Here is a 21,692-nt window from a genome sequence, read left to right as displayed (position 1 = left end):
TTGTCAGTCTCAGCCGAGCGGACATTGTGCAACCCCATCGGACGGGGTGCGAAAGGGACTAGTGACTCCCCTGTCTCCGTCTCAACATGACGAAGACCCTCGTCGTCGGACTCGACGGCGCGAGCTGGGAACTGCTCGACCCGTGGATCGAGGCCGGCGAGCTCCCGAACCTGGCCGCGCTGCGGGACACCGGCACCTGGGCGGGGACGCAGAGCTGTCTGCCGCCAGTCACGTTCCCGAACTGGAAGTGTTACTCCTCGGGTAAGGACCCCGGCGGGTTCGGCGTCTTCTGGTTCGAGAACGTCGACCTCGCCGCGGGCGAGATCAACGTGATGAACGGCGGCGACTACCACACCGCCGAGCTGTGGGACTACCTCAACGACGATGGGCAGTCGGCCGGCGTCGTCAACATGCCGACGATGTACCCCCCGCGGGACATCGACGACCTCGTGGTTGCCGGCGGCCCAGACGCCGTTGAGGGGGAGTACCGCTCGATCAGTTCCGGCTACACCTCGCCGCCGGGACTGGCCGAGGAGCTAGAGTCCCGCTTCGATTACAGCGTCCACCCGGATCCGCTGCTGTCCTCGAATGACGAACGCGGCGCGGAGGTCGAGGCCATTCTGGACCTGCTAGAGAAGCGCTTCGAGGTGGCGACGACACTCATGGACGAGCGGGACCTCGATTTCGTCCACGTCACGCTGTTCTATCTCAACGTCCTGCATCACTTCTTCTGGGACGACGAGCCCAGTCTGCGCGCGTGGAAACTGGTCGACGAGTGGGTCGGTCGGCTCGACGACCGCGAGGACCTGAACCTCGTCCTGATGTCCGACCACGGCTGTGACGCGACCCAGACGGAGTTCTACATCAACGAATGGCTGGCCGAGAACGGCTATCAGGTCCGGGATACGAGCGTCGACGCCGTCCTCACACGAATCGGACTCGACCGTGAGAACCTGCTTGCGGTCGCAAAGCGGGCCGGACTGGTGGACACGCTTGCCCGCGTCGTCCCCGAGTCCATCCAGCAACTCGTCCCGCAGCGCGACGGCGTCAAACGGGACCGGAAGCTCGAAGCCGTCGACTTAGAGCAGACAAAGGTCGTCGCCAGCGGGCAGGGACCGGTGTACATCAACCCTCGCTTCGACGTGGAATTGGTCCGCGAGTCGCTGATGGCCGACCTCCGCGAGGTTGAAGACGAGCACGGGTCGCTGTTCACTGACGTGTACAGGGGCGAAGACGTGTACAACGGCCCCTACGTTGACGCGGGCCCCGACGTGGTCGTCGACCAGCGCCCGGGCGTCCACGTCAACGACGGCATCGGCGGCGGGACCATCCAGAGCGGCCCCGACCGCTGGGCGGCCGAGAATACACCCTATGGAATCTTCGCCGCCAGCGGCCCGGACTTCGAGCCACAGGGCGAACTCGACAGAATCAGCATCCTCGATATCGCGCCGACGGTGCTGGCCGCCCATGGCTGTGCTATCCCAACTGATATGCGCGGCGAAGTGCTCCCGGTGTTCTCTGAGGACCCCGCCGTCGGCGAGCGTGAACCGCTCGGTATCGATGACGCTCTCGGAAGCGATGAGGGCGACGCCGTCGAAGACCGCCTGAAACAACTGGGATACATGGAGTAGCCATCTCCGTGAGAGCGACTGGCGGTGAATGAGTGAACCCAATGGGATAAGTAGCCGCTCCCGATACACTCCGGTATGGTTAGCATCGATCTGAACAACAGCCAGCGAACGATGCTTACGACGCTGGTAAACAGGTATCAACAGACCGGTGAGGCAGTTACCGGCGAGACAATCGCGGAGGAGATCGACCGGAATCCAGGAACGGTACGGAACCAGATGCAGAGTCTGACCTCGCTGGGACTTGTCGAAGGAATTCCCGGCCCAACGGGTGGGTACAAGCCGACATCTGAGGCGTTCGACGCAATCGACCGCCAGCAGATAGACGAGGCCGAGAGCGTCGTCGTTGCCCACGACTACGATCGGGTCGACGTCACCGTCGAGGAAATCAACTTCACCAACGTTCACGACCCTGAGAAGTGTCGCGCCCGGTTCCACCTCCAGAGTTCGGTGCAGGGCTTCAGCGAGGGACAGGCCGTCATTCTCGGCCCGACGCCGATCTCGAAGCTCGTCGTCGCCGGGACGGTTGTCGCTGTCGACGAATCGAACAGCGAAATCCTCCTCGATGTCGCGAAAATAGAAGGACCTGTAGAAGAACCGGAGAAATAACCGTTCCGTGCGGCCACGGGGCGTGCTGTAGCGATTTCAGGGATCGACGCGGTCGATCCACAGCGTCGGCGTCTCTATCTCGTCTTCAGTTGGTAGTGTGTCCGGAGAGTCCCAGACACGCCCGGCCGCGGCAACGCCGCGGGCGTCTGCGACCGTGTCGAAGAACGCTTTCCCGCGTTCGTACTGTTGCCGTTTCATCCCGAGTCCGAGCAGTCGGCGCATGAGCGACGCGATGGGGCCACGTCCCTGTCGGCGCTCGTCGACTTTCCGCCGCAGGTCGTCGTACTCGTCATCGAAGGCACGGTCCATCAGCAGCTCCGCGTACCCCTCGACGGCGGTCATCGTCGTATCGAGTTCGCCAAGTGTTGTCCGGTCGATGTTGCCGTCGGTGAGGTTGTCGATGGCGTCCTCCATCGCCGTTTCGAGGTGGTCAGACAGCCACGGGGCCGCACCGAACTCTGCCGCGTGCGTGACTTCGTGGAAGGCGATCCAGCGGCGGAAGCGGTCCCGCTCGACGTTCAGCTGGCTGGCGACCCGGTTGATGTTGGGGCGCACGAAGTACAGCGCGTGGGCGTCGTTGTCCGCGAGCAAGACGGGGTCGTACTGGCCCAGAACGTTGTTCCCGAGAAACGACAGCGCAACGGCCATCGACCCGGTGTTGACGACGCGGGCGATGCCGGGCATATACTCGGCCTGCTGTTCTATCGGCTCCATCACACGGCTGAACGTGGCGACGTTGGCGTCGATCCAGTGATGTCGGTTCTGGATTTCGACGGTTTCGGGCAAATCAAAGGCGAGTTCGCCGACCTCCCGGACGCGATCTCGTGCGTCCCGAACGTCGGTCGCGTAGCCGTCGCGTTCGGGCGTCTCGACGGTGAGGTCTCCCGTGTCCGTGGCGCCCTTCGCGGCGTCTGCGACAGCACTCCAGTCGATGGGGCCGTCGCCGGTCGCGCCGGCGACAGCCTGAACGCTGTGGTATAATCCCATACGTCTGAAATGTGGCGGGAGAAAATAGGCCTTCTCCCTGTGAAAACGACTCCCCGCATCCGGTTCGGAAGCAGGACCTATCCGCTACAGGTCGACATCGCTGTCGTCAGCGCCTTCGGACCCACCGAAGTACAGGCGTAGAACGAGCGCGACAACTGTGACGACACCGAGCACCGCGAGCACGAGGCGACCGACGCTGAGGTCACCGCCGTCTTCTGCGTCTGTTTCGTCGCTCGATTCGTCTGTCCGGGACCGCGACCACCGCGATTTGCGCTCCGATTCGTCGTCATCGTCGGCAGCGCTGAACGGGGCGTTCGCAGTGAACTCCGCGCCGTCGAGATGCAGTTCGAGGAGGGTGAATTCTGCCATAGTGACAGTTCAGCGCCGCGACTCTTAGCCGTGGCGGTACCATGGCCACGCTGAGATGTCCCAGACCGTATGCCCTCCGTTGTTTTCATGACCACGGGGCAATTATCTCGTGTATGGACACACGACGACGAGAGTTCCTTGAATCGCTGCTGACAACGCCCGGCCCGTCTGGATACGAGGCCGACAGCCAGCGCGTGTGGCTCGACTACGTCAGCGAGTTCGCCGACGAGGTCCGAACGGACGACTACGGGAACGCTGTCGCAAAGGTCGAGGGCGGCGACACGACTGTTGCACTCGCCGGCCACGGCGACGAAATTGGATTCATCGTTCGGGACTTCACGGACGACGGGTTCATCAAACTGGGCCGTATCGGCGGCTCTGACAAGACCGTCTCGCGCGGACAACACGTCACCATTCACACGGCCGACGGTCCCGTCTCGGGTGTCGTGGGACAGACCGCGATTCACCTCCGGGACTCGGACGACGACTCCGTGCCGGAGATCGCTGAACAGCACGTCGACGTCGGGGCTGAGGACGGCGACGAGGTAGAATCGCTTGTCGACCGCGGCGACCCGGTGACGTTCGTCCAGACGCTGAGTGAACTGGAGAACGGCCGCCTCGCTGCACGGGCGATGGACAACCGTATCGGCATCTGGGCGGCCGCAGAGGGCCTCCGCCGCGCGGCAGAGTCAGACGCGGACGCGACGGTGTACGCTGTCTCGACAGTGCAGGAAGAGGTCGGCGTGCAAGGTGCGAAGATGGTTGGGTTCGACCTCGCGCCGGATGTCGCCATCGCGGCGGACGTAACACACGCAACGGACTCACCGGGCTCGCCTGGCAAAGCCGCGACGGGTGTGGAACTCGGCGGGGGACCGGTCGTTGCTCGCGGGAGCGCGAACCATCCGGTCGCTGTCGACGCCCTTCGCGAGACGAGCGACGCCGAGGACATCGACATTCAGTTGCAGGCGACCGGTATCCGGACCGGGACCGACGCGGACGCCTTCTACACTTCCCGCGGTGGGATTCCATCGGTCAACGTCGGCCTCCCGAACCGCTACATGCACACGCCGGTCGAAGTTATCGACCCGGACGATCTCGACGCGCTCGCGGACCTACTAGCTGGCTTCGCCGTCCGAGCGGCCGAGCGAGCGCCGTTTAGCGTCGACGTGTAAGATAGCGGAACGGTCTTGCGCGCCATCAGACAAACGGTACGTTTAAGCGGCCATCACTATCCAAACCGTACATGAGTGGACGACCGCTGGATGTACTCGAAGCGTCCCTCGGTGAGACAGTCACCGTACAGCTGAAGGGTGGCGAGCTGTTCGAGGGGGAACTCACCGGCTACGACCAACACATGAACCTCGTCGTTGAGGATGAAGACACAACGATTATACGCGGCGATAACGTCGTCTCAATTACTCCATGACTGGCGCAGGAACTCCGAGTCAGGGCAAGAAAAACACCACGACGCACACGAAGTGCCGACGGTGTGGTGAAAAGTCGTATCACACGAAAAAGAAGGTCTGCTCGTCGTGCGGTTTCGGCAAGTCGGCCAAGCGGCGTGACTACGAGTGGCAGTCGAAAGCAGGCGAATAACACACTCAACACAAATGCACGAGAAGTGCGGCGTTGTTGGCATCTCTTTGGAGGACCGTGACGCCGCCCGACCGCTTTACTACTCCTTGTACGCGCTCCAGCATCGCGGCCAGGAATCAGCGGGTATCGTCACCCACGACGGGTTCCAGCAGTACAGCCACGTCGAAATGGGACTCGTCGGTGACGCATTCGACCCCGGCGATCTGGAGGCGCTCAACGGCTCCAACGGTATCGGTCACGTCCGATACCCGACGGCCGGAAGCGTCAACGCCTGCTGTGCCCAGCCGTTCTCCGTCTCGTTCAAGTCGGGGTCGCTGGGACTGTCCCACAACGGGAACCTCGTCAACGCTGACGAAATCGGCGACGAACTGGCCGACCTTGGTCACGCCTTCACGTCCGACGGCGACACCGAGGTCATCGCCCACGACCTTGCGCGTAATCTTCTCGAGGAGGATCTGGTTCGGGCTGTCAAGCGGACGATGAACCGCATCCACGGGTCGTACTCTCTGACCATCATGCACGACGAGACAGTCCTCGGCGTGCGCGACCCGCAAGGGAACCGACCGCTGTGTATCGGCGAACTCGAGGACGGCTACGTCCTTGCTTCCGAATCAGCAGCTATCGACACGCTTGACGGCGAGCTGATCCGTGACGTCAAGCCCGGTGAACTCGTCGTCCTGCACGCCGACGGAACCGGCTACGATACCTATCAGCTCGTCGAACCAGAGAACACGGCCAATTGTTTCTTCGAGCACGTCTACTTCGCGCGACCGGACTCGACCATCGACGAAAATCTCGTCTACGAGGTCCGGCGCGAGCTTGGTCGGAAACTCTGGGAGGAGTCCGGCGTCGAATCAGACGTGGTGTTGCCGGTGCCAGACTCCGGGCGTGCGTTCGCCTCCGGGTACGCCGAGGCCGCACAGGACGACGGCTCGGACATCGAGTTCGCTGAAGGGCTGATGAAAAATCGCTACGTCGGCCGCACGTTCATCATGCCGACCCAAGACGAACGCGAGCGGGCCGTTCGGCTGAAGCTCAACCCCATCAAGTCAACAATCGAGGGCAAAAGCGTCACCATCATCGACGACTCTATCGTCCGCGGGACCACCTCGACGCAGCTGATCAAGTTGCTGAAAGACGCCGGTGCCGAGGAGGTCCACGTCCGCATCGGCGCACCGCCAATTGTTGCCCCGTGTTACATGGGAATCGACATGGCCTCCCGCGATGAACTCATCGCCGGGAACCAGTCTGTCGACGAGATCCGCGAGGAAATCGAGGCGGACTCGCTATCGTACCTCTCTATCGACGCCATCGCGGAGACGCTGGACAAGAGCCGGACTGACCTCTGTCTCGGCTGTGTCACCGGCGAGTATCCTTACGATATCGAGGGCGAGGCGACGGACCGTGACGTTGCCCGCCCGGATATCGGGACGCAGTCGAGGCCGGCTGACGACTAGCGTCGTCGGTGCTGCACAGCACTACATTTTTGCCCAGTCCGAGCGAGGCATCGTCCATGCCAGGACCGTCCTTCCTCGCGACCGACCGAACCGCCCTCCGGTCCCCGGAACGAGACGATCTCGACTGGATACAGCACGTCTTTCACGAGGAGCAGGTCTGGGGGCTGGGGACATATGCCCGCCCGCCGACTACCGACCAGATGGAGACCTATTACGAGGAGACTCTGTCCGACGAAGACTCGGTCCATCTACTGATCTGTATCGACCCGGCTGGGAATCCCGGTCCAGTCGAGGACCGGACCGAGCCGGTCGGACTCGTCGCCATGACGGACCACGACACGGAGCGGGGCACAGCCGAACTGGCCTACTGGCTCGACCCGGACGCCTGGGGCGAGGGGTACGCCACTGAGGCGGCGGGCAGGCTGGTCCAGTATGGCTTCGACCAGCGGGCGCTCCGGAAGTGGTCGGCAAAGATTGTGGGCGGAAACGACCGCTCTGTCGCGGTGATCGAACGGCTGGGATTCACGAAGGAACACACCGGGCGGAGTGGTTTCTCGACGGCGGGTGGCGCGATATGTTGTGGTTCGGCCTGCTTCGAGCGGATCGCGAGTAAGCTTACCAGACCAGATACAGCATCGCGTACACGATGATTCCCATCGAGAAGGAGATCAGCCACAGGCTTGCGGCCATTTTCCCGGCACGCGGGTGGTTCGTTGACGGCAGTTCTGAAACGGGGTACGTGTAGGCCAAGAGCAAGACGTAGTACACCGCTGGGATGGCGATGATGGCAAGCAGGATGTGGACGGCGAGAAACGGCAGGTAGAAGTAGGTCTCGACGACTGACGGGCCGGTGAAGTCCGTCGGTCCTTCGAGCGTTATCCGATAGAGGTACAGCACGAGAAACAGGGCGAACAGGCCAAACGAGGAGAGCATCAGCTTCCGGTGTCGGGCGACGTTGCCGCGGCGTATCGCTCGGATACCGCCAACGATTGTTCCGATAGCGAGGGCGCTGACCACGGCGTTGGCGTGGGGGATCGCCCCGAGAATGCTCGCGGGCGCAGCGGGGAGAGCCGACTGGGGAATCGCCCCGAGCACAGCCCCGAACACGAGCGCGAGCGACACGATCGTCAATAGGCCAGTGAGTGCTGGCACGCGATACCGAGCCTGAAGATCCATACCATAACTCCGGACTGGACCCAAAATACGGTTTCGAGTCACGTACGGCGAGACGGGGTAGCTACGTAGTTTTCGCTGACGGCTGCTCGACGCCGGTAACGTGCAGACGGACCTGTCCAGTCGGTTCGTTGGAAAGGGCGATTTCCCATCCGTGGCCGTGGGCGATTTCCCGGATCACGGCGAGGTGGAGCCCGACCCCTTCGTCACTGGTGGCGTAGTAGAGTTCAAACGGTCCCTCATTACCCGCCTCCAGCGGGGGGCCGTCGTGCTCGAGGGCGAACCCAGTGGCCGTGTCTGTGATTGTTATCTTCCCGGTATCGCCCTGCTCCGTGGCAAGCCGGAAGAAGTTTTCCGCAAGCTGACGCAGTCGGTTGCTATCGGCCAGTATCGTCTCGGTACAGTCGATTTCGATGGTCGACCCAGCGGTGTCGACCGTCGTCCAGGCGTCCGCCATCACGTTGGAGAGCGTGACTGGCTCGACGGTGTACTGTCGACTGCCCTGTCGGGCGATTTCCATGAGGTCATCGATAAGAAACGAAATACGGGTGTGGCTTCGCTGGATAGCATCAAACTCCTCGGCGGCGTGTTCAGCGGCTAGCAGTTCGACCCGCCCCATCGCTGCCTGAAGGGGATTCCGGAGTTCGTGTGAGATGATCCGTGCGAGCTCTCGGAGTCGCTCTTTCTGTCGTTCCAGTTCCGTCGTCCGCTGCTGGAGCGCGTCTTTCGTCTGGCTTGCATCGATAGCCAGCGCGATATTGTGGCCGACCTCCCGGAACGTATCTTGTTCTTCTGTGTCGAAGATATCGACACGGTCGGCGTATACTCCGAGGACGCCGTACGACACCCCATCGTACACCAGTGGGACAGCGAGAACTCGGGCACAGTCCGTCTCCAGTGCGTCCGCGTCATCCGCGAACGTTGCTGGGTCAATGTCTGCAACGACCAGTCGGTCTTCCGACTCGGCGCGGCGCAATGGCTCCGGCGCGGTGATAGAAACACGGTCACGCTGTGACCCCAGCGCTCGAACGACCGGCCTGTCGTGCTGACAGGTCACCGTACAGGCCTCGCTGTATCTGGCTGTGCCCGCCAGAACCGCCGTGACGTCGTGTTCGATATCCATCCGCGACTGTGAGCGGACGAGCGCCTGATTGACCAGCCGGACGGCCTCATTGAGCTGTTTTCGCTTATTCGCCCGCTGACGGGCCGGACTGGACGCGACGGCCGCGTCGACTTGCGCCAGAAGCCGCTGGTTGGCGTCGCCCACTGTGCCCGGAACGTAGCCAAACACGTCGCGGCTGTAGGCTTCACGGGCGATGTCCCCGTTTGTCACCTCAGCAAAGAGGACGACTGGGAGTTCGGGATGGCTTTCCCGCAGTCGGTCGATAACCGTCAGCCCACCGAGATACTGTGTTCCGTCCGGATTCGTGACTTCGCAGTTCGTGACGACGCAGTCAGTGTCGTAGTCGCCAAGCGCACACTCAAGATCACGAACACCGTCGAACTCGTGGACGGTGAGACCACTGTCCCGGAGCATCGAAATCGCGGCCCTGTCCTGGCTCGGACTACGGACGAACAGGACGGTGGGCTGTGACTTCATCACCTTTTCGAGGAGACACACGCATAAAGAAGTTACACCACGACCATATCTATTGATGACAGTTCCCTGTCTCAGCGACGGTAGCGCCCAATTCAGGGGACGATTTATACACGTGGCAGTGTATCCTCTGATGATGGCACAACCGGGGCTGGAAATCCATCGGACCCAGTCGGCAGTCATCGATGCAATACAATCGCTTATCGACAGTGCCGAGGGGAGCCTCACGATTGCGGTCCCGAAATTGTCTCTCTCAGAGTTTGTGCCGCAACTCAGCGCCGCTATCAAGCGGGATGTGCTGGTGTTGCTACTGGTCCATGGCGATGAGACAGGACCGACGCCCGCATACGAGGATATCGCAACGGCGGTCAGGACAATCGAGAGCGGCATCACCCCACTGCTCGTCACCGCCGATACCCAGCGTGGACTCACTGGTCATTCCGATATGCTGACTGATTCGATAGCAGACTATCAGGCGACTGAATTCGACAACAGGAATCTCGCACACGACGAATTCACGATGTTTCTCGGTAGTCACTGGCTGATGGGGACGGAACGCTATGTCGCCGACGTATGTGCGTTCCCGCGGACCTTTTCCGCGTTTCAGTTCGCAGTGCTCATGGCGGCGCTGGCGCTACGGGCAGGAACACCGATCACTGCCCGCGCTCGGGTACTCTCGACTCCGGACCGTACTGAAACGACGATATCTGGACCGGTGATAAACGCCCGGCAGAGTCTCGTCTATCCCGCATCGAGCAAGAACCCGGCTGAACGGTCACTCACCATCGAGACCGACGATGGACCAGTCACTGTCGGCGGGTCCGGTGCGACCAAGGAAGCCTACGAATGTCGCGAAATCACGCTTGACAGGGCTGACGATCAATAACGCAGCAGGAAACGTGCCTACAGTGCGGAAAAATCAGCGGTGGTGTGCCGACCGTCGCTACTGGAAGGTTCGGCTGGCCGTGCTTTCGTCGGTGACGCCGGGTTCTGCCCGGTCGAAGCGCTGTTCGATCTCGTCGTAGCGCTCGCGGGTCTCCTCGGTGACGCTGGGGCCGACTTCGGAGAGCGCATGCTCGAAGTGGTCCATCGTCACGCGGACGTTGCTGACACTGTCGCCGATCTCCTCGGGGTCCACGCTGTTGATGAACTCCCGGGTCGCGGCCATCGATGCCTCGCGGGCGACCGCTTCGATGTCTGCGCCGACGTAGCCGTCCGTTCGGCTGGCCAGTTCGTCGAGGTCGACGCCGTCTGCCAGCGGCTTGCTACGGGTGTGGACCTGGAAGATGGCGCGCCGGGCTTCCTCGTCCGGGACGGGCACGTGAACGTGCCTGTCGAGCCGCCCGGGGCGCAGGAGTGCATCGTCGATGAGGTCCGGCCGGTTCGTGGTCGCGACGACCACGACGTTCTCCATCTCCTCGATGCCGTCCAGTTCCGTCAGGAGCTGGGAGACGACGCGTTCGCCGACGCCGGAGTCGGTCGTGCCGCCGCCACGTTCGCCAGCAATGGAGTCGATCTCGTCGAAGAACACCACAGTCGGGGCGTTCTCGCGGGCCTTACTGAACACTTCGCGGACGCCCTTCTCGGACTCGCCCACGAACTTGTTCAGGAGTTCCGGTCCCTTCACAGAGATAAAGTTGGACTGGGCCTCGTTGGCGACGGCCTTCGCCAGCAGCGTCTTCCCAGTGCCGGGTGGGCCGTACATCAGCACGCCCTTTGCGGCTTCGAGGTCCATCGACTCGAATACGTCTTCGTACTCTAGGGGCCACTGGATGGTCTCCCGGAGCCGTTCCTTGGTGCCTTCGAGTCCGCCGACAGAGTCCCAGGTGACATCCGGGACTTCGACGAAGACCTCCCGGAGCGCGGAGGGCTCGATGCCCTTCATCGCCTCGCGGAAGTCCTTGTCGCTGATTTCCAGGCGTTCAAGCACCTCGGCGTCGATCTCGTCGGATTCGAGGTCGAGTTCGGGGCGGATACGGCGGAGTGCGTTCATCGCCCCTTCTTTCGTGAGAGAGGCGAGGTCAGCGCCGACGAAGCCGTGGGTGTTCTCGGCGTAGTTCTCGATGTTGATCGCCTCGGAGAGGGGCATCCCGCGGGTGTGGACCTGCAGGATCTCCTTGCGGCCCTCCTTGTCTGGGACACCGATCTCGATCTCGCGGTCAAAGCGGCCACCACGGCGCAGCGCCGGGTCGATGGCGTCGACGCGGTTCGTCGCGCCGATGACGATGACCTGCCCACGCTCTTCAAGCCCGTCCATCAGGCTGAGCAGCTGGGCGACGACGCGGCGTTCCACGTCGCCCTGCGTCTCGCCGCGCTTCGGGGCGATAGAGTCAATTTCGTCAATGAAGACGATCGCGGGGGAGTTCTCCGACGCCTCGTCGAAGACTTCGCGGAGTTGCTCCTCGCTTTCGCCGTAGTACTTCGACATGATCTCCGGCCCGGAGATCGTGGTGAAGTACGCGTCGATCTCGTTGGCGACGGCCTTCGCCATCAGTGTCTTGCCAGTGCCGGGCGGGCCGTGCAGGAGAACGCCTTTCGGCGGCTCGATACCGAGCTGCTGGAACAGTTCGGGGTGGCGCATCGGCAGCTCGATCATCTCACGGACCTGTTCAAGCTCGCGGTCGAGGCCGCCGATGTCCTCGTAGGTCACGTCAGGCGTGTCGCGAGCTTCGGGTGCGCCCTCGCCGCTGTGGACCTGTTCGGCGGGCATCTCGCTGACCTGGATGTCTGTGGAGTCAGTCACGACGACCGTGCCGGAGGGTTCTGTCTCGGCGATCTTCAGCGGAATCTTCTGGCCGGACATCGAGGAAAGCGGTCCGAGGCCGAAGCTCACCGGAACTGTCTGCCCTTGCGTGACGGCCTGGCCGCTGAGGTTGTTGCGAATCATCGGCCCGACGTTGCCCCGAACCCGGAGGTTCTGGGGCAGCGCGACGGTGACCGAGGTCGCGGGGTTGACATCGGCCTTTTCGATATTGACCGGGTCATCGATACCGACGTTGGCCTCCTGTCGAAGTTGCCCGTCGATACGAACGATGCCTTTCCCCTCGTCTTCGGGGTAACCGGGCCAGACCCGGGCGACTGCGCGGCTGTCCTGTTTCCCTTCGAGAACGATGTAGTCGCCGTTCTCGAGTTCGAGTTCGTCCATCGCGGCGCGGTCGATAGCCGCGAGGCCTCGGCCGGCGTCTTTCTGTTTGAGTGGTTTAACAGTGAGTCTCATCAGTAATCTCCCTCGCTCTCTGACAGTTCGATAGTGAGAACCCCGTGGTTGATAAACGCTCGTGCGTCGCCAGCGGGGATTTCTTGTTCGTACTGGTGGCCGTCAGCGACGACGATGACGGTCCCGTCGACCACATCGACACTCGCATCGGCGGCAGGTCCCACGTCCGCCGCGAACACGACACTGTCGTCGTACTCGAATCGGCGGAGGGGCGTCTCGTCGAACAACTGCTGTTCTGAAGTCATGCTAACTCAAAGTAAGCGATACAAGTATATAAACCCATCGCCAAAATACGCCATACGGCGGAAAAATAAGTGGAGTTGCTTGAATGCGGTTCACACTCTCTTTGAGCGCGCCAACGTTTTATCCACACCGCTTCCGAACGGTGTCGCATGGAACGGGTCAGTCACAACGGGCGAGTCACAGCGTACAGACAGACGCAGTCTACTGCCACCGGACCAACAGCGCTGTATGTCCACGGCAGCGGGGCGACACACCGCGTGTGGGGCCGCCAGTACGCCCCGTCCGGACCGACCCATCCTGCCGTCGCGCTGGACTTGTCAGGCCATGGAGACTCCGATGACGTCGATAGCGAGGCCGGCACCACGACACTCGACGCCTACGCGGACGATGTGGTCGCTGTGGGGCGGGAGACAGATGCGGACGTGCTGATCGGTAATTCACTGGGCGGGGCCGTTGCCCAGTGGGTCGTACTTGAGCGAGACTGGATGCCCGAAGCGGTGGTTCTACTTGGAACTGGCCCTGAACTCCCGGTGTTCGAAGGACTGCAGGAGTGGCTTGCAACCGACTGGGACCGTGCTGTCGAGTTCTTACACGAACGGGACCGCCTGTTCCACGACACGGATCACGAGGCCCTCGCCCGCTCCCGCGAGCAGATGGCGGCGGTCGGGCAGGCCGTGACCCGGCGCGATTTCATGACCTGTCACGAGTTCGATGTGCGCGACAGACTCGGCGAGATTGATGTCCCTGTGCTGGCCATCTGTGGCGAGCACGACAAACTGACCCCGCGTGCGTATCACGAGACGCTGGCCCGTGAGACACCTCACGGGGAGGTATCGTTTGTCCCCGATGCCGCCCACTTAGCGATGGTCGAACAAGCTGAGGCGTTCAATGACAGTATGGCGTCGTTTATCGAGGATGCGGTCTGAGTGATTCGGCGTCTACTGAATCGGCGCTGTTGAGATTCACACCTGCTGACAGCGTACAAGAGCCAGAAAGGCAATCCGTTGGCTGTCTACCGTCTGTGACTACTTCTGAGGTGGGCGCACAGAGAATGTGTTTGCCACCCGATTGTCCCTTGCATATTTCAGGGTACCAATGACAGGTGCCGGCAATAGCAGGCATCACGGCTGCGGCTGTGCTGCTGAAGCAGGTGGCAGGCGAATCGTGATGACCGAGCCCCGTGGCGTATTCTCGGTAAACGTGATCGCTCCCCCGGAGTTGGTGATCGTCCAGTAGGCGATCCAGAGACCCAGTCCACTGCTGTGCTTGAGTGCCGTTTCTGTCCCCGTTTCGATCACCTCCTGTTCCCGGTCAGGGAGCCCAGGACCGTTGTCGGCAATCTCGATTATGACGTCCCCGTGTCCATCAGTGTCCCTCCTAACCGTCACCGCTACCTCCGGGACCGCCTGATCATTGTGTTCGGCCGCGTTTTCCAGAACGTTTCGCAGCGCGGAGTCAACCAAATCAATAGCGGACACCGCCGCCGTTTCGGGTCGCTCGACGTGAAATTCCGCGTCTGGATACGTTTGTTCGAGGTCAGCAACTACGTCTGCAATGACAGCACTGATATCAACAGTCGTCGTTTCGGCTGTCCCGTTCCCGACAAACCGTTCAAGATCGCGGGCCTTCTCGCTTAATGTAATAATGTCCTCGCCTTTCCGTTTGATTCGCTTCACTTGTGGCTGGTCTTGCTGTGACATGAGAAGGTTCTCAGCGGTCCCCAGAATAACCTGCATATCGTTACGGATGTCGTGACGAAGGACACGGTTGACGACCTCCAGTCGCTGGCGCTGGCGATCAATGCGCTGTTCGCGCTCTTTGCGCTCGGTTACGTCAGTGAGTGTGAGTAGCTGTCCGGTGACTGTACCGTAGCCACGGTATAGCGGCGTCAACCGGACTTCGTATGCTCGGTCTTCGCCATCTACAGAGATGGTAAGTTCGGCTCGGTCCGGGGGGTCGTCGGTTGGTGCGTCACGGAGAGCTGCCAGACTGGGGAGCAAATCCTTGAGAGGTTGGCCAATACATTCCGAGCGTGAGGCGCTCATAATGTCTTTTGCCTGTGGATTGAGATCGACTATGGTCCCCTGTTCGTCGACGACGATGACGGCCTCCGCCATTGAGGCGACGATCTCATCTCGGGCAATCTCTCGGGCTGCAGGAATGACTTGCAGCAATTGCCGGCGAAAAATAGCACCCCCCAGAAGGACCCCACTGAATACGAATCCTATCTTGGTCAGGTCAAACACGCTTGAAACGCCAGTCAGATAGAGAATGTTCCCCGTCCACGGGAGGAGTGCTGCTAAGCTGAGTCCGATGGCCTGGCTACGGTAGACACGTCCTGAGAACAGCGCCAACTTCAACATGAGACCGGTCCCGACAGCCATCACGACATACGCGTAGGCGGTCCATACCCAGAACGCGGGCCCTCGCTCTGTCGCCAGAACGACAAGTGATCCCTGAAACGTCAGCTCCATCGAGGACCAGAACAGCCCGTGGTATTGGTTCGTCCATGCGAGCAGAACCATCAGGGCAGGCCCAAGGAGTATGCCTCCCAGTACCTTGCGAGTCGGAAGGCGGGTCTGGCCCGTGTACTGGATGGCAAACAGGAGCCACACGACAGGAACGACGCCAATTGCCGGATACATGAGCTTGAGTGCAAGGCGCTTGGTTGCAAGGTCAGTCGACCCGAGTTCAATCAGAGAGATTACTGACCACCATGCGATTGCAAGCATCAAAAAAGCGAGCGAGCGAGAACCCGTGCACTCGCGGTAATGCACGCCAACGCCAGCGATGAGAAGCGAAACTACAGCGGATAGAAGCGGGATATACAGGTACCAAGAGAACTGGAAGTCCATTCCTACTGTTGAGCTCCGTACTCCACGTGTATGCGGTTAACAGACTTTAAACCACCAGACATAGTGCGGAAGATGGTGGTGTGGCGAGTATGACGGAAAACGAACGGCTTCTGTTGCAGGTAGCTCAGTCTCCGAGATAGAACCACGGGCTGAGCGCGAAAAACAGCAAAGCGATGACAAGCATCACTCGCGGTCCAGCACGGAATAACGCCGTTGGCGCGACGACGGCGACCGCTTGCACAACACCCATCGGAATGGCGTGTTTCGGCCCCGGCTTGGGGTAGTCGAAGGGTGCAATCATCGCCAGCGAGAGGGCGAGCGCGCCGACACTCAAGACGAGCGGATTCGTGATGCCGCTCAAATACGCCGTTGCGATGATGATACTCCCGAGCGTGTTCGGCATTCCCGGCCGCTCGTCAGGTGCATCGAAATACGTCGAGTAGAACGCTGTTCTGACGATGGAGCACACGACGTACGCAGAGGCGAGCAACGCGAGGCCGACGAACACGGCAGGATGGGCGGATTCGATACCGCCGTACGCCTCTGTCAACAGTACGTACAGGAAGAGGCTCGGTGTCGCGCCAAAGGAGACCACGTCAGTCACAGAGTCAAGCAGCGGGCCGACCGCCGAGCTATCGCCGTTCCGGGCGACGATTCCGTCGATAGCGTCGGCGATAACCGCCAGCAGAATGAGCCGAGCGGCCAGATGCGGGTCAGTGAAGGCGATGGCTCCGGCAACGAACCCGACGACGGCGTTGAACAACGTCACCGTGTCGGCGACACTGAGTCGTCGGCGTACCTCGAAGCCCATGCTTCCCCGGTTGGCCACGGCGTATATGAAGGACTCGAAAGCGAACGGTCCGCAGTGCCGACCGGCGGTCCATCACTCGTCCGGGAGGTCGTGGCCGATGCGAAGACGAGCAGCGGTGGCGAGCGTCCCGACGACGAGGACGACCAGTTCCCAGCCGCTCCGGGCGATTGGGAACACGCGGTCGACGGCCTCAGGTTCCGACTGGCCTGGATTGGGGTCGATGCCGGTACTCATTTGCACCTCGTTGGAGTTACCCATCGACTGCGTGGTCGAGCCGCCGCTTGCCCCGCCCGTACCAGTGCCGCCGGACGTCTGAGCGGGCGGCTCAGGCAGCTCGATGAACGTCTGGACAATCCCACGCTGGCTCGACAGCTCTAGGTGGCCGTTGAGCTGATAGAACTGGTCGTACAGTGGCCAGAAGAGGTTCGCACCGCCCGTAATCAGGTCCAGCAGGACGTGCCCTACCACATACACCACGACACAGAACCAGCTGACTCGAACACCGTACGCCCCCCAGCGGCCCTTGATATACGATTCCTCACGCACGTACAGGTCGACTCCAATGAGGAGCGCCAGCACTGCCGGGATGACGAGATTCGTCGTCGCAGCCCGGTGGCCGGCCTGCCAGTAGAGGCCGAGGAACGCGTCTACATCGGGGAACGTGACGACGAGTATCGACAGGAGCAGCGACCGCTTATCGAAGGCAGCACCCAGCAGCGTTGCAGCGAGTAACCCAACAAAAGCGTAGTGAACCACCAGCGAAGGCATATAGCTATCACTACCACCACAGAAATGAGCGTTGTGGTGGGCTCTATCAGAATTAGAAACTACCCCACCTGATTAATATGGCCACAGTAAATACATTGTTAGTGGGGAATCGGTGGGGTGGAGCGGCACCCACTATCACTTCTGTAGACAGGCTCGACACGTCGGGTTACAACAGCGAAAACGAGAACTGCTCAGTCTGCCGTGATTTCTTGCTGCGTCGTGGCCGCCTCGTCCTTCATTGGGGCGACGAGCCTGTAGACCCCGTACAGGGCCAGGACCAAGAGGCCGGCCAAGACCAGCCCGGTCCGGAGCGTCGGATCGATCATCGGGGTCGCGATGATCTCGCCCGCGTCGTTCGTCAGCGGTGCCGCGCTGTAGGGCTTACCCGCCAGTATCTCCACGATGCCGAGGACGACGACGCCCAGCAGCATCAGTCCGCCGCTGAGTGCCATCGCCGCTTTGTCGATGACGGTGGTGTGTTGTTGCATTGGTGGTCACTTCCTTAACCGAGCAGGTACCTGAGTTTCGGGTGTCGTTTGACCAGTTTGGTCTTCTCGATGATCGCGTCGAGGCCGTAGTAGCGACCGGTGGCCAGCACGATCATCGTCACGAACAGTAGTATGCCCATGAAGTCGCTGTTGACCAGCCCATGGCCGAACTCCGCGTTGCCGATCCAGAACAGGGACATGAAGAAGACCCCGAACACGGAGGCGAGTCGGACCAGTGCGCCGACCATCAGTCCGAGCCCGATGAGCGTCTCTCCGAGCGGGACCATCGCCTGAATGAGCCAGCCCAGGTGTTCGCCCATCAGCACGGGGATCGGACCGAGTGCCGTGCCAGTCATCTGCTTGAGATACATCGGCCCGTAGCTGTAGGCCAGTCCGTCTTCGATGAGCTTCGTTACGCCTGAGTGGAAGAACCACCAGCCGGTTACGACACGCAGGAACGCTAGCCAGTACGCGGTCCAAGCCCCGCCGAGCTCGAGTTCGAAGTCGTCTGCCAGGGGGTTCGCCGCTTGATAGGACATCTGTGTCACCTCACATATGGAGTTCCGCACCGCGGTGACATATAAGGGAGAGGGTGTTCCCACAGAGTGAAAACCCATCTCAGCGGCTGAGAAGGCACATTTCAGTGGCTGCGTGTCTCGGACCCTGTTCGGCTGTGGGTTTTTAGGAGCTTTCGCCGGGATGAGAGCCACCCACGGGCCACCGTGAGGTTCAAACCCTCCATGCAACTACGGTACGACACCAATGGTACTCGAACTGACGGGCGAACACACCACAGCACGGGTGATGGTCGACGACGAATCGCTCGTCGAGAGCGGGTGTCGGGAGCAGATCGAGACACTCATCGACCATCCGGCGTTCACCGAGCCGGTCCGAATCATGCCTGACACGCACTGGGGGGCTGGTGCTCCCATCGGCTTCACGATGCCGCTGAGCGAGCGCGTTGTACCGAACATCGTTGGCGTCGACGTGGGGTGTGGGATGGCCGCGACGAACCTCGGGCCGGAACTCCCGCTGGAGGACGCCGAGCGCGAGCGCCGCGTCCGCGAGGCGGTCCCGATGGGGCGGAATGTCCACGACTACGACGATGCGGTCCACTTCGTCGAGGAGTTCCCGTTTGAGCGGGCGAACCGCATCTTTGAGCAGTTCGACGCGGCCTACGCCGAGCGGTTCGGCGAGCACATCGACCCCGTCGAGTTCGAATTCGACGGCTACGGTGAGGACTACTTCGAGTCGTTGTGTGACCGCGTGCTGGCGGATCAGCGCCAGGGGATGGGGTACATCATCAAGAGCGCGGGGACGCTGGGCGGCGGGAACCACTTCGTCGAGTTCGGCCAGGCCCGTGAGTCGGATGACTACTGGCTGGTCATCCACAGCGGGTCCCGCTACCTCGGGAAGTCTGTCGCCGAGTACTGGCAGTCGACGGCGACGGACCGCCGAACAATCGGCGAGATCCGCGACCAGATTCCCGAGGAGTACGTCGAGTACCTGAAGTTCAACCCTGATACAGTCGAATCCCGCGACCTCTACGCCTGGGTCACTGGCGGCATGGGCGAGTCCTATATCCGGAAGGACCGCCTCCGCCGCGAACTGGACGGCAAGGAAATCGAGAACGCCTTCGACGCGCTGGGACAGGTACAGGATGCCATCCACAGCAGCGACGACGAGGACCGCAACACGGACCTTGACTGGCTTGAAGGCCGCGAGGCCCACGGCTACCTCGTCGACATGCTGTTCGCCCAGCAGTACGCCCGCTGGAACCGCGAACTGATGAGCGACGCCGTCTGTGACGCGCTGGGAGTCGACCCTGTTGACCGCTTCCAGTCGATTCACAACTACATCGACTTCCGCGACCTGACCATCCGCAAGGGGGCAACCCCCGCCCGCGACGGACAGCGGTTGCTGGTTCCGTTCAACATGGCTGACGGGTCGATTATCGCACGCGGGAAGGGCAACGACGAGTACCACCAGACAGCACCACACGGCGCGGGCCGCGTGATGAGTCGCCGGCGGGCTCACAGCGAGGTCGATATGGACGAGTTCGCCGAAGCGATGGACGGCATCTACTCGGAGTCCGTCATCGAAGGTGTCCGGGACGAAGCGCCGATGGCGTACAAGGACGCCGATGCGATTCTCTCGGCCATCCAGCCGACGGCCGAGGTCGTCGAGTACGTCGACGCCGTCCATAACCTGAAGGCAACCGAGTGAGCAAACCTGTTGGTCTGGCAGAAAGTGATTAGAACACGAAGGCCCTGTCTCCTGTATGACCATTCTTGTGGCTATCGCCAACGATTCGGTCTCTCCAGCAGTCATTGACACGGCGGTTCGACTCGCTGACGGGCTTGAGGAGGAACTGTACGTCGTCCACCTCGTCGACGAGAACACCGCTGATGGCACAGCCATGCAACTCCGGGACGAGATGCGTGACCGGTTCCGCGACGCCACCGTCGTGGCGACGGTCGCTATCGAACACGTCGGCCGCTCTGCGATGCGCTCGGGCACGCGGATCGGCAACGAACTGCTCGAACTCGCGGCTGACGTGGATGTCCATCACATCGTCATGGGCCACGAGCCGAAGGGGCTGGCCGGCAGACTTCGGGAGGGCGACGCCGCAGTCGCCGTCATCGACGCCGCCGACGTACCTGTTACTATTGTCCCAGAAAGTCCCGCCGACGTGTGACTGCCGTACGGCGTATCACAACCCCAGTTCCCGGCCGAGCACCATTCGCTGTATCTCGCTTGTTCCCTCGCCGATTTCCATGAGCTTCGCGTCCCGGTAGAACCGTTGTGGGGCAAAATCCGTCGTGTATCCGTAGCCCCCAAGCACCTGAACGGCGTCTTCAGCGACCTCGCGACAGATTTCGCTGGCGTCGAGCTTCGCCAGTGACGAGAGCCGGGTCACGTCCTCCCCTTGGTCGTACATTGTCGCCGCCTTGTGAGTCAGCAGGCGGGCGCGCTCGACCTTACGGTCCATCTCGACGACCTTGTCCCGGACGGCGTCGAACTTTGAGATGGGACGGTCGAACTGCTCGCGCTCGGTGGCGTAAGACTTCGCGGCCTCGAACGCCCCCTGTGCGAGCCCAGTCGAAAGTGCGGCGATTGAGATGCGTCCACCGTTGAGCGTCTTCAGGGTCTGTTCCCAGCCGTCACCTTCCTCGCCAAGCAGTCGGTCCGTGGGAATCCGGCAGTCGTCGAACTGGAGTTCACAGGTCGGCGAAGCGTTCAGCCCCATCTTCTCCCACTCGGTCGTCACCTCCCAGCCGTCGTCCTCCGGGGCGACGATGAACGTCGAGATACCGTCGTAGCCGGCCTCGGGATCAGTGACAGCCTTGACCAGCACTGACCCGGCGACAGACGCGTTCGTGATGAACTGTTTGGTGCCATTGATCACATACTCGTCGCCGTCCCGCTCGGCCACGGTGTCCATGTCGCTGGCGTCGCTCCCGCTGCCCGGCTCTGTGAGCGCCCAGCCGCCGAGTTGCTCGCCGGAGGCGAGCGGTGTGAGCCAGCGCTCTTTCTGGGCGTCCGTGCCGAACAGCTCTATCGGCTTACTCCCGAGCGAGGTATGGGCCACGTACGAGAGGCCGATGCTTCCGGAAACGCGACCGAGTTCCTCGGCGACGAGCGCGTACATCAGCGTATCGCCGCCCAGCCCGCCCCACTCCTCGCTGATCGGCACCCCCATCACGTCCAGTTCGCCGAGTGCCTCGAATATCTCTGCTGGAAACCGGTGCTCGTCCTCGATGTCCTGCGCTATCGGCTGGATCTCGTTTTCACAGAACTTGCGGACCGAATCCCGTATCATCCGGTGTTCGCTGGGAACGTCGAACTCCATACCGGGCCTATGTATTGTGTTATTAAATACCACACGGGGAC

Annotated in this window: 22 protein-coding genes and 1 pseudogene; 11 read left to right on the top strand and 12 right to left on the bottom strand. The window is 61.7% G+C overall.

Features of this window, described 5'->3' with window-relative positions; translation table 11 throughout:
* Nucleotides 1–86 precede the first annotated feature (86 nt).
* Together RBH20_RS06060 and RBH20_RS06055 are read left to right on the top strand one after the other, a co-directional pair.
* Entirely contained in the window at nt 87–1,631 is a 1,545-nt protein-coding gene (locus RBH20_RS06060) for an alkaline phosphatase family protein (protein ID WP_306706538.1), read from the top strand.
* Nucleotides 1,632–1,706: 75 nt separating this feature from the next.
* Nucleotides 1,707–2,237 carry an Rrf2 family transcriptional regulator gene (locus RBH20_RS06055; protein WP_306706536.1) on the top strand — a complete coding sequence of 177 codons (531 nt, stop codon included), beginning with the start codon at nt 1,707–1,709 and terminating at the stop codon, nt 2,235–2,237.
* Nucleotides 2,238–2,273: 36 nt separating this feature from the next.
* Here the strand turns inward: RBH20_RS06055 and RBH20_RS06050 are convergent, their stop codons facing one another.
* Nucleotides 2,274–3,224, bottom strand: coding sequence for a zinc-dependent metalloprotease (locus RBH20_RS06050; protein ID WP_306706534.1), 951 nt, complete (start codon nt 3,222–3,224; stop codon nt 2,274–2,276).
* A gap of 84 nt (nt 3,225–3,308) precedes the next feature.
* Nucleotides 3,309–3,593: a hypothetical protein gene (locus RBH20_RS06045; protein WP_306706532.1), complete on the bottom strand. Its 285-nt coding sequence runs from the start codon at nt 3,591–3,593 to the stop codon at nt 3,309–3,311.
* Between the two features lie 113 nt (nt 3,594–3,706).
* On the opposite strand from RBH20_RS06045, the gene RBH20_RS06040 reads away from it, so the two are divergent.
* The 5 genes and pseudogenes from RBH20_RS06040 (at nt 3,707) to RBH20_RS06020 (ending at nt 7,259) form a co-directional block, all read left to right on the top strand.
* Nucleotides 3,707–4,765 carry a M20/M25/M40 family metallo-hydrolase gene (locus RBH20_RS06040; RefSeq protein ID WP_306706530.1) on the top strand — a complete coding sequence of 353 codons (1,059 nt, stop codon included), beginning with the start codon at nt 3,707–3,709 and terminating at the stop codon, nt 4,763–4,765.
* A gap of 71 nt (nt 4,766–4,836) precedes the next feature.
* Nucleotides 4,837–5,019, top strand: coding sequence for an LSM domain-containing protein (locus RBH20_RS06035; protein WP_004517917.1), 183 nt, complete (start codon nt 4,837–4,839; stop codon nt 5,017–5,019).
* Complete coding sequence (locus RBH20_RS06030) at nt 5,016–5,189, top strand: 50S ribosomal protein L37e (RefSeq protein ID WP_004517916.1); 174 nt, start codon at nt 5,016–5,018, stop codon at nt 5,187–5,189. The genes RBH20_RS06035 and RBH20_RS06030 overlap by 4 nt, the downstream gene beginning before the upstream one ends.
* Before the next feature lie 14 nt (nt 5,190–5,203).
* On the top strand, nt 5,204–6,646 hold the full coding sequence (purF, locus tag RBH20_RS06025; RefSeq protein WP_306706527.1) for an amidophosphoribosyltransferase: 1,443 nt from the start codon (nt 5,204–5,206) through the stop codon (nt 6,644–6,646).
* 56 nt (nt 6,647–6,702) lie between these two features.
* Nucleotides 6,703–7,259: pseudogene (locus RBH20_RS06020) on the top strand (GNAT family N-acetyltransferase).
* A 2-nt stretch (nt 7,260–7,261) separates the two neighbouring features.
* On the opposite strand, the gene RBH20_RS06015 reads toward RBH20_RS06020, so the two are convergent.
* On the bottom strand, nt 7,262–7,822 hold the full coding sequence (locus RBH20_RS06015) for a DUF420 domain-containing protein (protein WP_306706525.1): 561 nt from the start codon (nt 7,820–7,822) through the stop codon (nt 7,262–7,264).
* 61 nt (nt 7,823–7,883) lie between these two features.
* Nucleotides 7,884–9,419: a histidine kinase dimerization/phospho-acceptor domain-containing protein gene (locus RBH20_RS06010; RefSeq protein ID WP_306706523.1), complete on the bottom strand. Its 1,536-nt coding sequence runs from the start codon at nt 9,417–9,419 to the stop codon at nt 7,884–7,886.
* Between the two features lie 130 nt (nt 9,420–9,549).
* On the opposite strand from RBH20_RS06010, the gene RBH20_RS06005 reads away from it, so the two are divergent.
* Complete coding sequence (locus RBH20_RS06005; protein WP_306706521.1) at nt 9,550–10,302, top strand: TrmB family transcriptional regulator sugar-binding domain-containing protein; 753 nt, start codon at nt 9,550–9,552, stop codon at nt 10,300–10,302.
* 57 nt (nt 10,303–10,359) lie between these two features.
* Here RBH20_RS06005 and RBH20_RS06000 read toward each other — a convergent pair whose 3' ends face one another.
* A complete protein-coding gene (locus tag RBH20_RS06000) occupies nt 10,360–12,633 on the bottom strand; it encodes a CDC48 family AAA ATPase (RefSeq protein WP_306706519.1) in 2,274 nt (757 codons plus the stop codon).
* Entirely contained in the window at nt 12,633–12,878 is a 246-nt protein-coding gene (locus RBH20_RS05995; protein ID WP_058996004.1) for a hypothetical protein, read from the bottom strand. The genes RBH20_RS06000 and RBH20_RS05995 overlap by 1 nt, the downstream gene beginning before the upstream one ends.
* Before the next feature lie 147 nt (nt 12,879–13,025).
* Here RBH20_RS05995 and RBH20_RS05990 point away from each other — a divergent pair, with 147 nt between their 5' ends.
* The gene (locus RBH20_RS05990) at nt 13,026–13,802 is read left to right on the top strand and encodes an alpha/beta fold hydrolase (protein WP_306706515.1); all 777 of its coding nucleotides are present in this window, start codon (nt 13,026–13,028) and stop codon (nt 13,800–13,802) included.
* Between the two features lie 195 nt (nt 13,803–13,997).
* On the opposite strand, the gene RBH20_RS05985 is transcribed toward RBH20_RS05990, so the two are convergent.
* The 5 genes from RBH20_RS05985 to RBH20_RS05965 all read right to left on the bottom strand — a co-directional run bounded on the left by RBH20_RS05985 (nt 13,998) and on the right by RBH20_RS05965 (nt 18,337).
* Nucleotides 13,998–15,731 carry a histidine kinase N-terminal 7TM domain-containing protein gene (locus tag RBH20_RS05985; RefSeq protein WP_306706513.1) on the bottom strand — a complete coding sequence of 578 codons (1,734 nt, stop codon included), beginning with the start codon at nt 15,729–15,731 and terminating at the stop codon, nt 13,998–14,000.
* 124 nt (nt 15,732–15,855) lie between these two features.
* The gene (locus RBH20_RS05980; RefSeq protein ID WP_306706511.1) at nt 15,856–16,542 is read right to left on the bottom strand and encodes a protein sorting system archaetidylserine synthase; all 687 of its coding nucleotides are present in this window, start codon (nt 16,540–16,542) and stop codon (nt 15,856–15,858) included.
* Nucleotides 16,543–16,614: 72 nt separating this feature from the next.
* Nucleotides 16,615–17,310, bottom strand: coding sequence for a metal-dependent hydrolase (locus tag RBH20_RS05975; RefSeq protein ID WP_306706508.1), 696 nt, complete (start codon nt 17,308–17,310; stop codon nt 16,615–16,617).
* Between the two features lie 191 nt (nt 17,311–17,501).
* Entirely contained in the window at nt 17,502–17,798 is a 297-nt protein-coding gene (locus tag RBH20_RS05970; RefSeq protein WP_306706506.1) for a hypothetical protein, read from the bottom strand.
* A 14-nt stretch (nt 17,799–17,812) separates the two neighbouring features.
* Nucleotides 17,813–18,337 carry a DoxX family membrane protein gene (locus tag RBH20_RS05965; protein WP_306706503.1) on the bottom strand — a complete coding sequence of 175 codons (525 nt, stop codon included), beginning with the start codon at nt 18,335–18,337 and terminating at the stop codon, nt 17,813–17,815.
* A gap of 223 nt (nt 18,338–18,560) precedes the next feature.
* Here RBH20_RS05965 and RBH20_RS05960 point away from each other — a divergent pair, with 223 nt between their 5' ends.
* On the top strand, nt 18,561–20,024 hold the full coding sequence (locus tag RBH20_RS05960; protein ID WP_306706501.1) for an RtcB family protein: 1,464 nt from the start codon (nt 18,561–18,563) through the stop codon (nt 20,022–20,024).
* A 55-nt stretch (nt 20,025–20,079) separates the two neighbouring features.
* Complete coding sequence (locus tag RBH20_RS05955) at nt 20,080–20,496, top strand: universal stress protein (protein WP_306706499.1); 417 nt, start codon at nt 20,080–20,082, stop codon at nt 20,494–20,496.
* A 15-nt stretch (nt 20,497–20,511) separates the two neighbouring features.
* Here RBH20_RS05955 and RBH20_RS05950 read toward each other — a convergent pair whose 3' ends face one another.
* Nucleotides 20,512–21,651, bottom strand: coding sequence for an acyl-CoA dehydrogenase family protein (locus RBH20_RS05950; RefSeq protein WP_306706497.1), 1,140 nt, complete (start codon nt 21,649–21,651; stop codon nt 20,512–20,514).
* Between the last annotated feature and the right edge of the window lie 41 nt (nt 21,652–21,692).

This window comes from Haloarcula sp. H-GB4, from assembly GCF_030848575.1.
Lineage (GTDB): Archaea > Halobacteriota > Halobacteria > Halobacteriales > Haloarculaceae > Haloarcula.
Note: the sequence above shows the minus strand (reverse complement) of the source record. Positions and strands in the feature narration are given on the sequence as shown.

What these genes read in the sequence shown, in the direction of transcription:
- RBH20_RS05995 (WP_058996004.1), bottom strand. Translation starts at nt 12,878, where the DNA reads ATGACTTCAGAACAGCAGTTGTTCGACGAGACGCCCCTCCGCCGATTC.
- RBH20_RS05985 (WP_306706513.1), bottom strand. Translation starts at nt 15,731, where the DNA reads ATGGACTTCCAGTTCTCTTGGTACCTGTATATCCCGCTTCTATCCGCT.
- RBH20_RS06060 (WP_306706538.1), top strand. Translation starts at nt 87, where the DNA reads ATGACGAAGACCCTCGTCGTCGGACTCGACGGCGCGAGCTGGGAACTG.
- RBH20_RS05975 (WP_306706508.1), bottom strand. Translation starts at nt 17,310, where the DNA reads ATGCCTTCGCTGGTGGTTCACTACGCTTTTGTTGGGTTACTCGCTGCA.
- RBH20_RS05970 (WP_306706506.1), bottom strand. Translation starts at nt 17,798, where the DNA reads ATGCAACAACACACCACCGTCATCGACAAAGCGGCGATGGCACTCAGC.
- RBH20_RS05965 (WP_306706503.1), bottom strand. Translation starts at nt 18,337, where the DNA reads ATGTCCTATCAAGCGGCGAACCCCCTGGCAGACGACTTCGAACTCGAG.
- RBH20_RS05980 (WP_306706511.1), bottom strand. Translation starts at nt 16,542, where the DNA reads ATGGGCTTCGAGGTACGCCGACGACTCAGTGTCGCCGACACGGTGACG.
- RBH20_RS06030 (WP_004517916.1), top strand. Translation starts at nt 5,016, where the DNA reads ATGACTGGCGCAGGAACTCCGAGTCAGGGCAAGAAAAACACCACGACG.
- RBH20_RS06050 (WP_306706534.1), bottom strand. Translation starts at nt 3,224, where the DNA reads ATGGGATTATACCACAGCGTTCAGGCTGTCGCCGGCGCGACCGGCGAC.
- RBH20_RS05955 (WP_306706499.1), top strand. Translation starts at nt 20,080, where the DNA reads ATGACCATTCTTGTGGCTATCGCCAACGATTCGGTCTCTCCAGCAGTC.
- RBH20_RS05960 (WP_306706501.1), top strand. Translation starts at nt 18,561, where the DNA reads ATGGTACTCGAACTGACGGGCGAACACACCACAGCACGGGTGATGGTC.
- RBH20_RS06040 (WP_306706530.1), top strand. Translation starts at nt 3,707, where the DNA reads ATGGACACACGACGACGAGAGTTCCTTGAATCGCTGCTGACAACGCCC.
- RBH20_RS06045 (WP_306706532.1), bottom strand. Translation starts at nt 3,593, where the DNA reads ATGGCAGAATTCACCCTCCTCGAACTGCATCTCGACGGCGCGGAGTTC.
- purF (WP_306706527.1), top strand. Translation starts at nt 5,204, where the DNA reads ATGCACGAGAAGTGCGGCGTTGTTGGCATCTCTTTGGAGGACCGTGAC.
- RBH20_RS06000 (WP_306706519.1), bottom strand. Translation starts at nt 12,633, where the DNA reads ATGAGACTCACTGTTAAACCACTCAAACAGAAAGACGCCGGCCGAGGC.
- RBH20_RS06010 (WP_306706523.1), bottom strand. Translation starts at nt 9,419, where the DNA reads ATGAAGTCACAGCCCACCGTCCTGTTCGTCCGTAGTCCGAGCCAGGAC.
- RBH20_RS05990 (WP_306706515.1), top strand. Translation starts at nt 13,026, where the DNA reads ATGGAACGGGTCAGTCACAACGGGCGAGTCACAGCGTACAGACAGACG.
- RBH20_RS06005 (WP_306706521.1), top strand. Translation starts at nt 9,550, where the DNA reads ATGATGGCACAACCGGGGCTGGAAATCCATCGGACCCAGTCGGCAGTC.
- RBH20_RS06035 (WP_004517917.1), top strand. Translation starts at nt 4,837, where the DNA reads ATGAGTGGACGACCGCTGGATGTACTCGAAGCGTCCCTCGGTGAGACA.
- RBH20_RS06055 (WP_306706536.1), top strand. Translation starts at nt 1,707, where the DNA reads ATGGTTAGCATCGATCTGAACAACAGCCAGCGAACGATGCTTACGACG.
- RBH20_RS05950 (WP_306706497.1), bottom strand. Translation starts at nt 21,651, where the DNA reads ATGGAGTTCGACGTTCCCAGCGAACACCGGATGATACGGGATTCGGTC.
- RBH20_RS06015 (WP_306706525.1), bottom strand. Translation starts at nt 7,822, where the DNA reads ATGGATCTTCAGGCTCGGTATCGCGTGCCAGCACTCACTGGCCTATTG.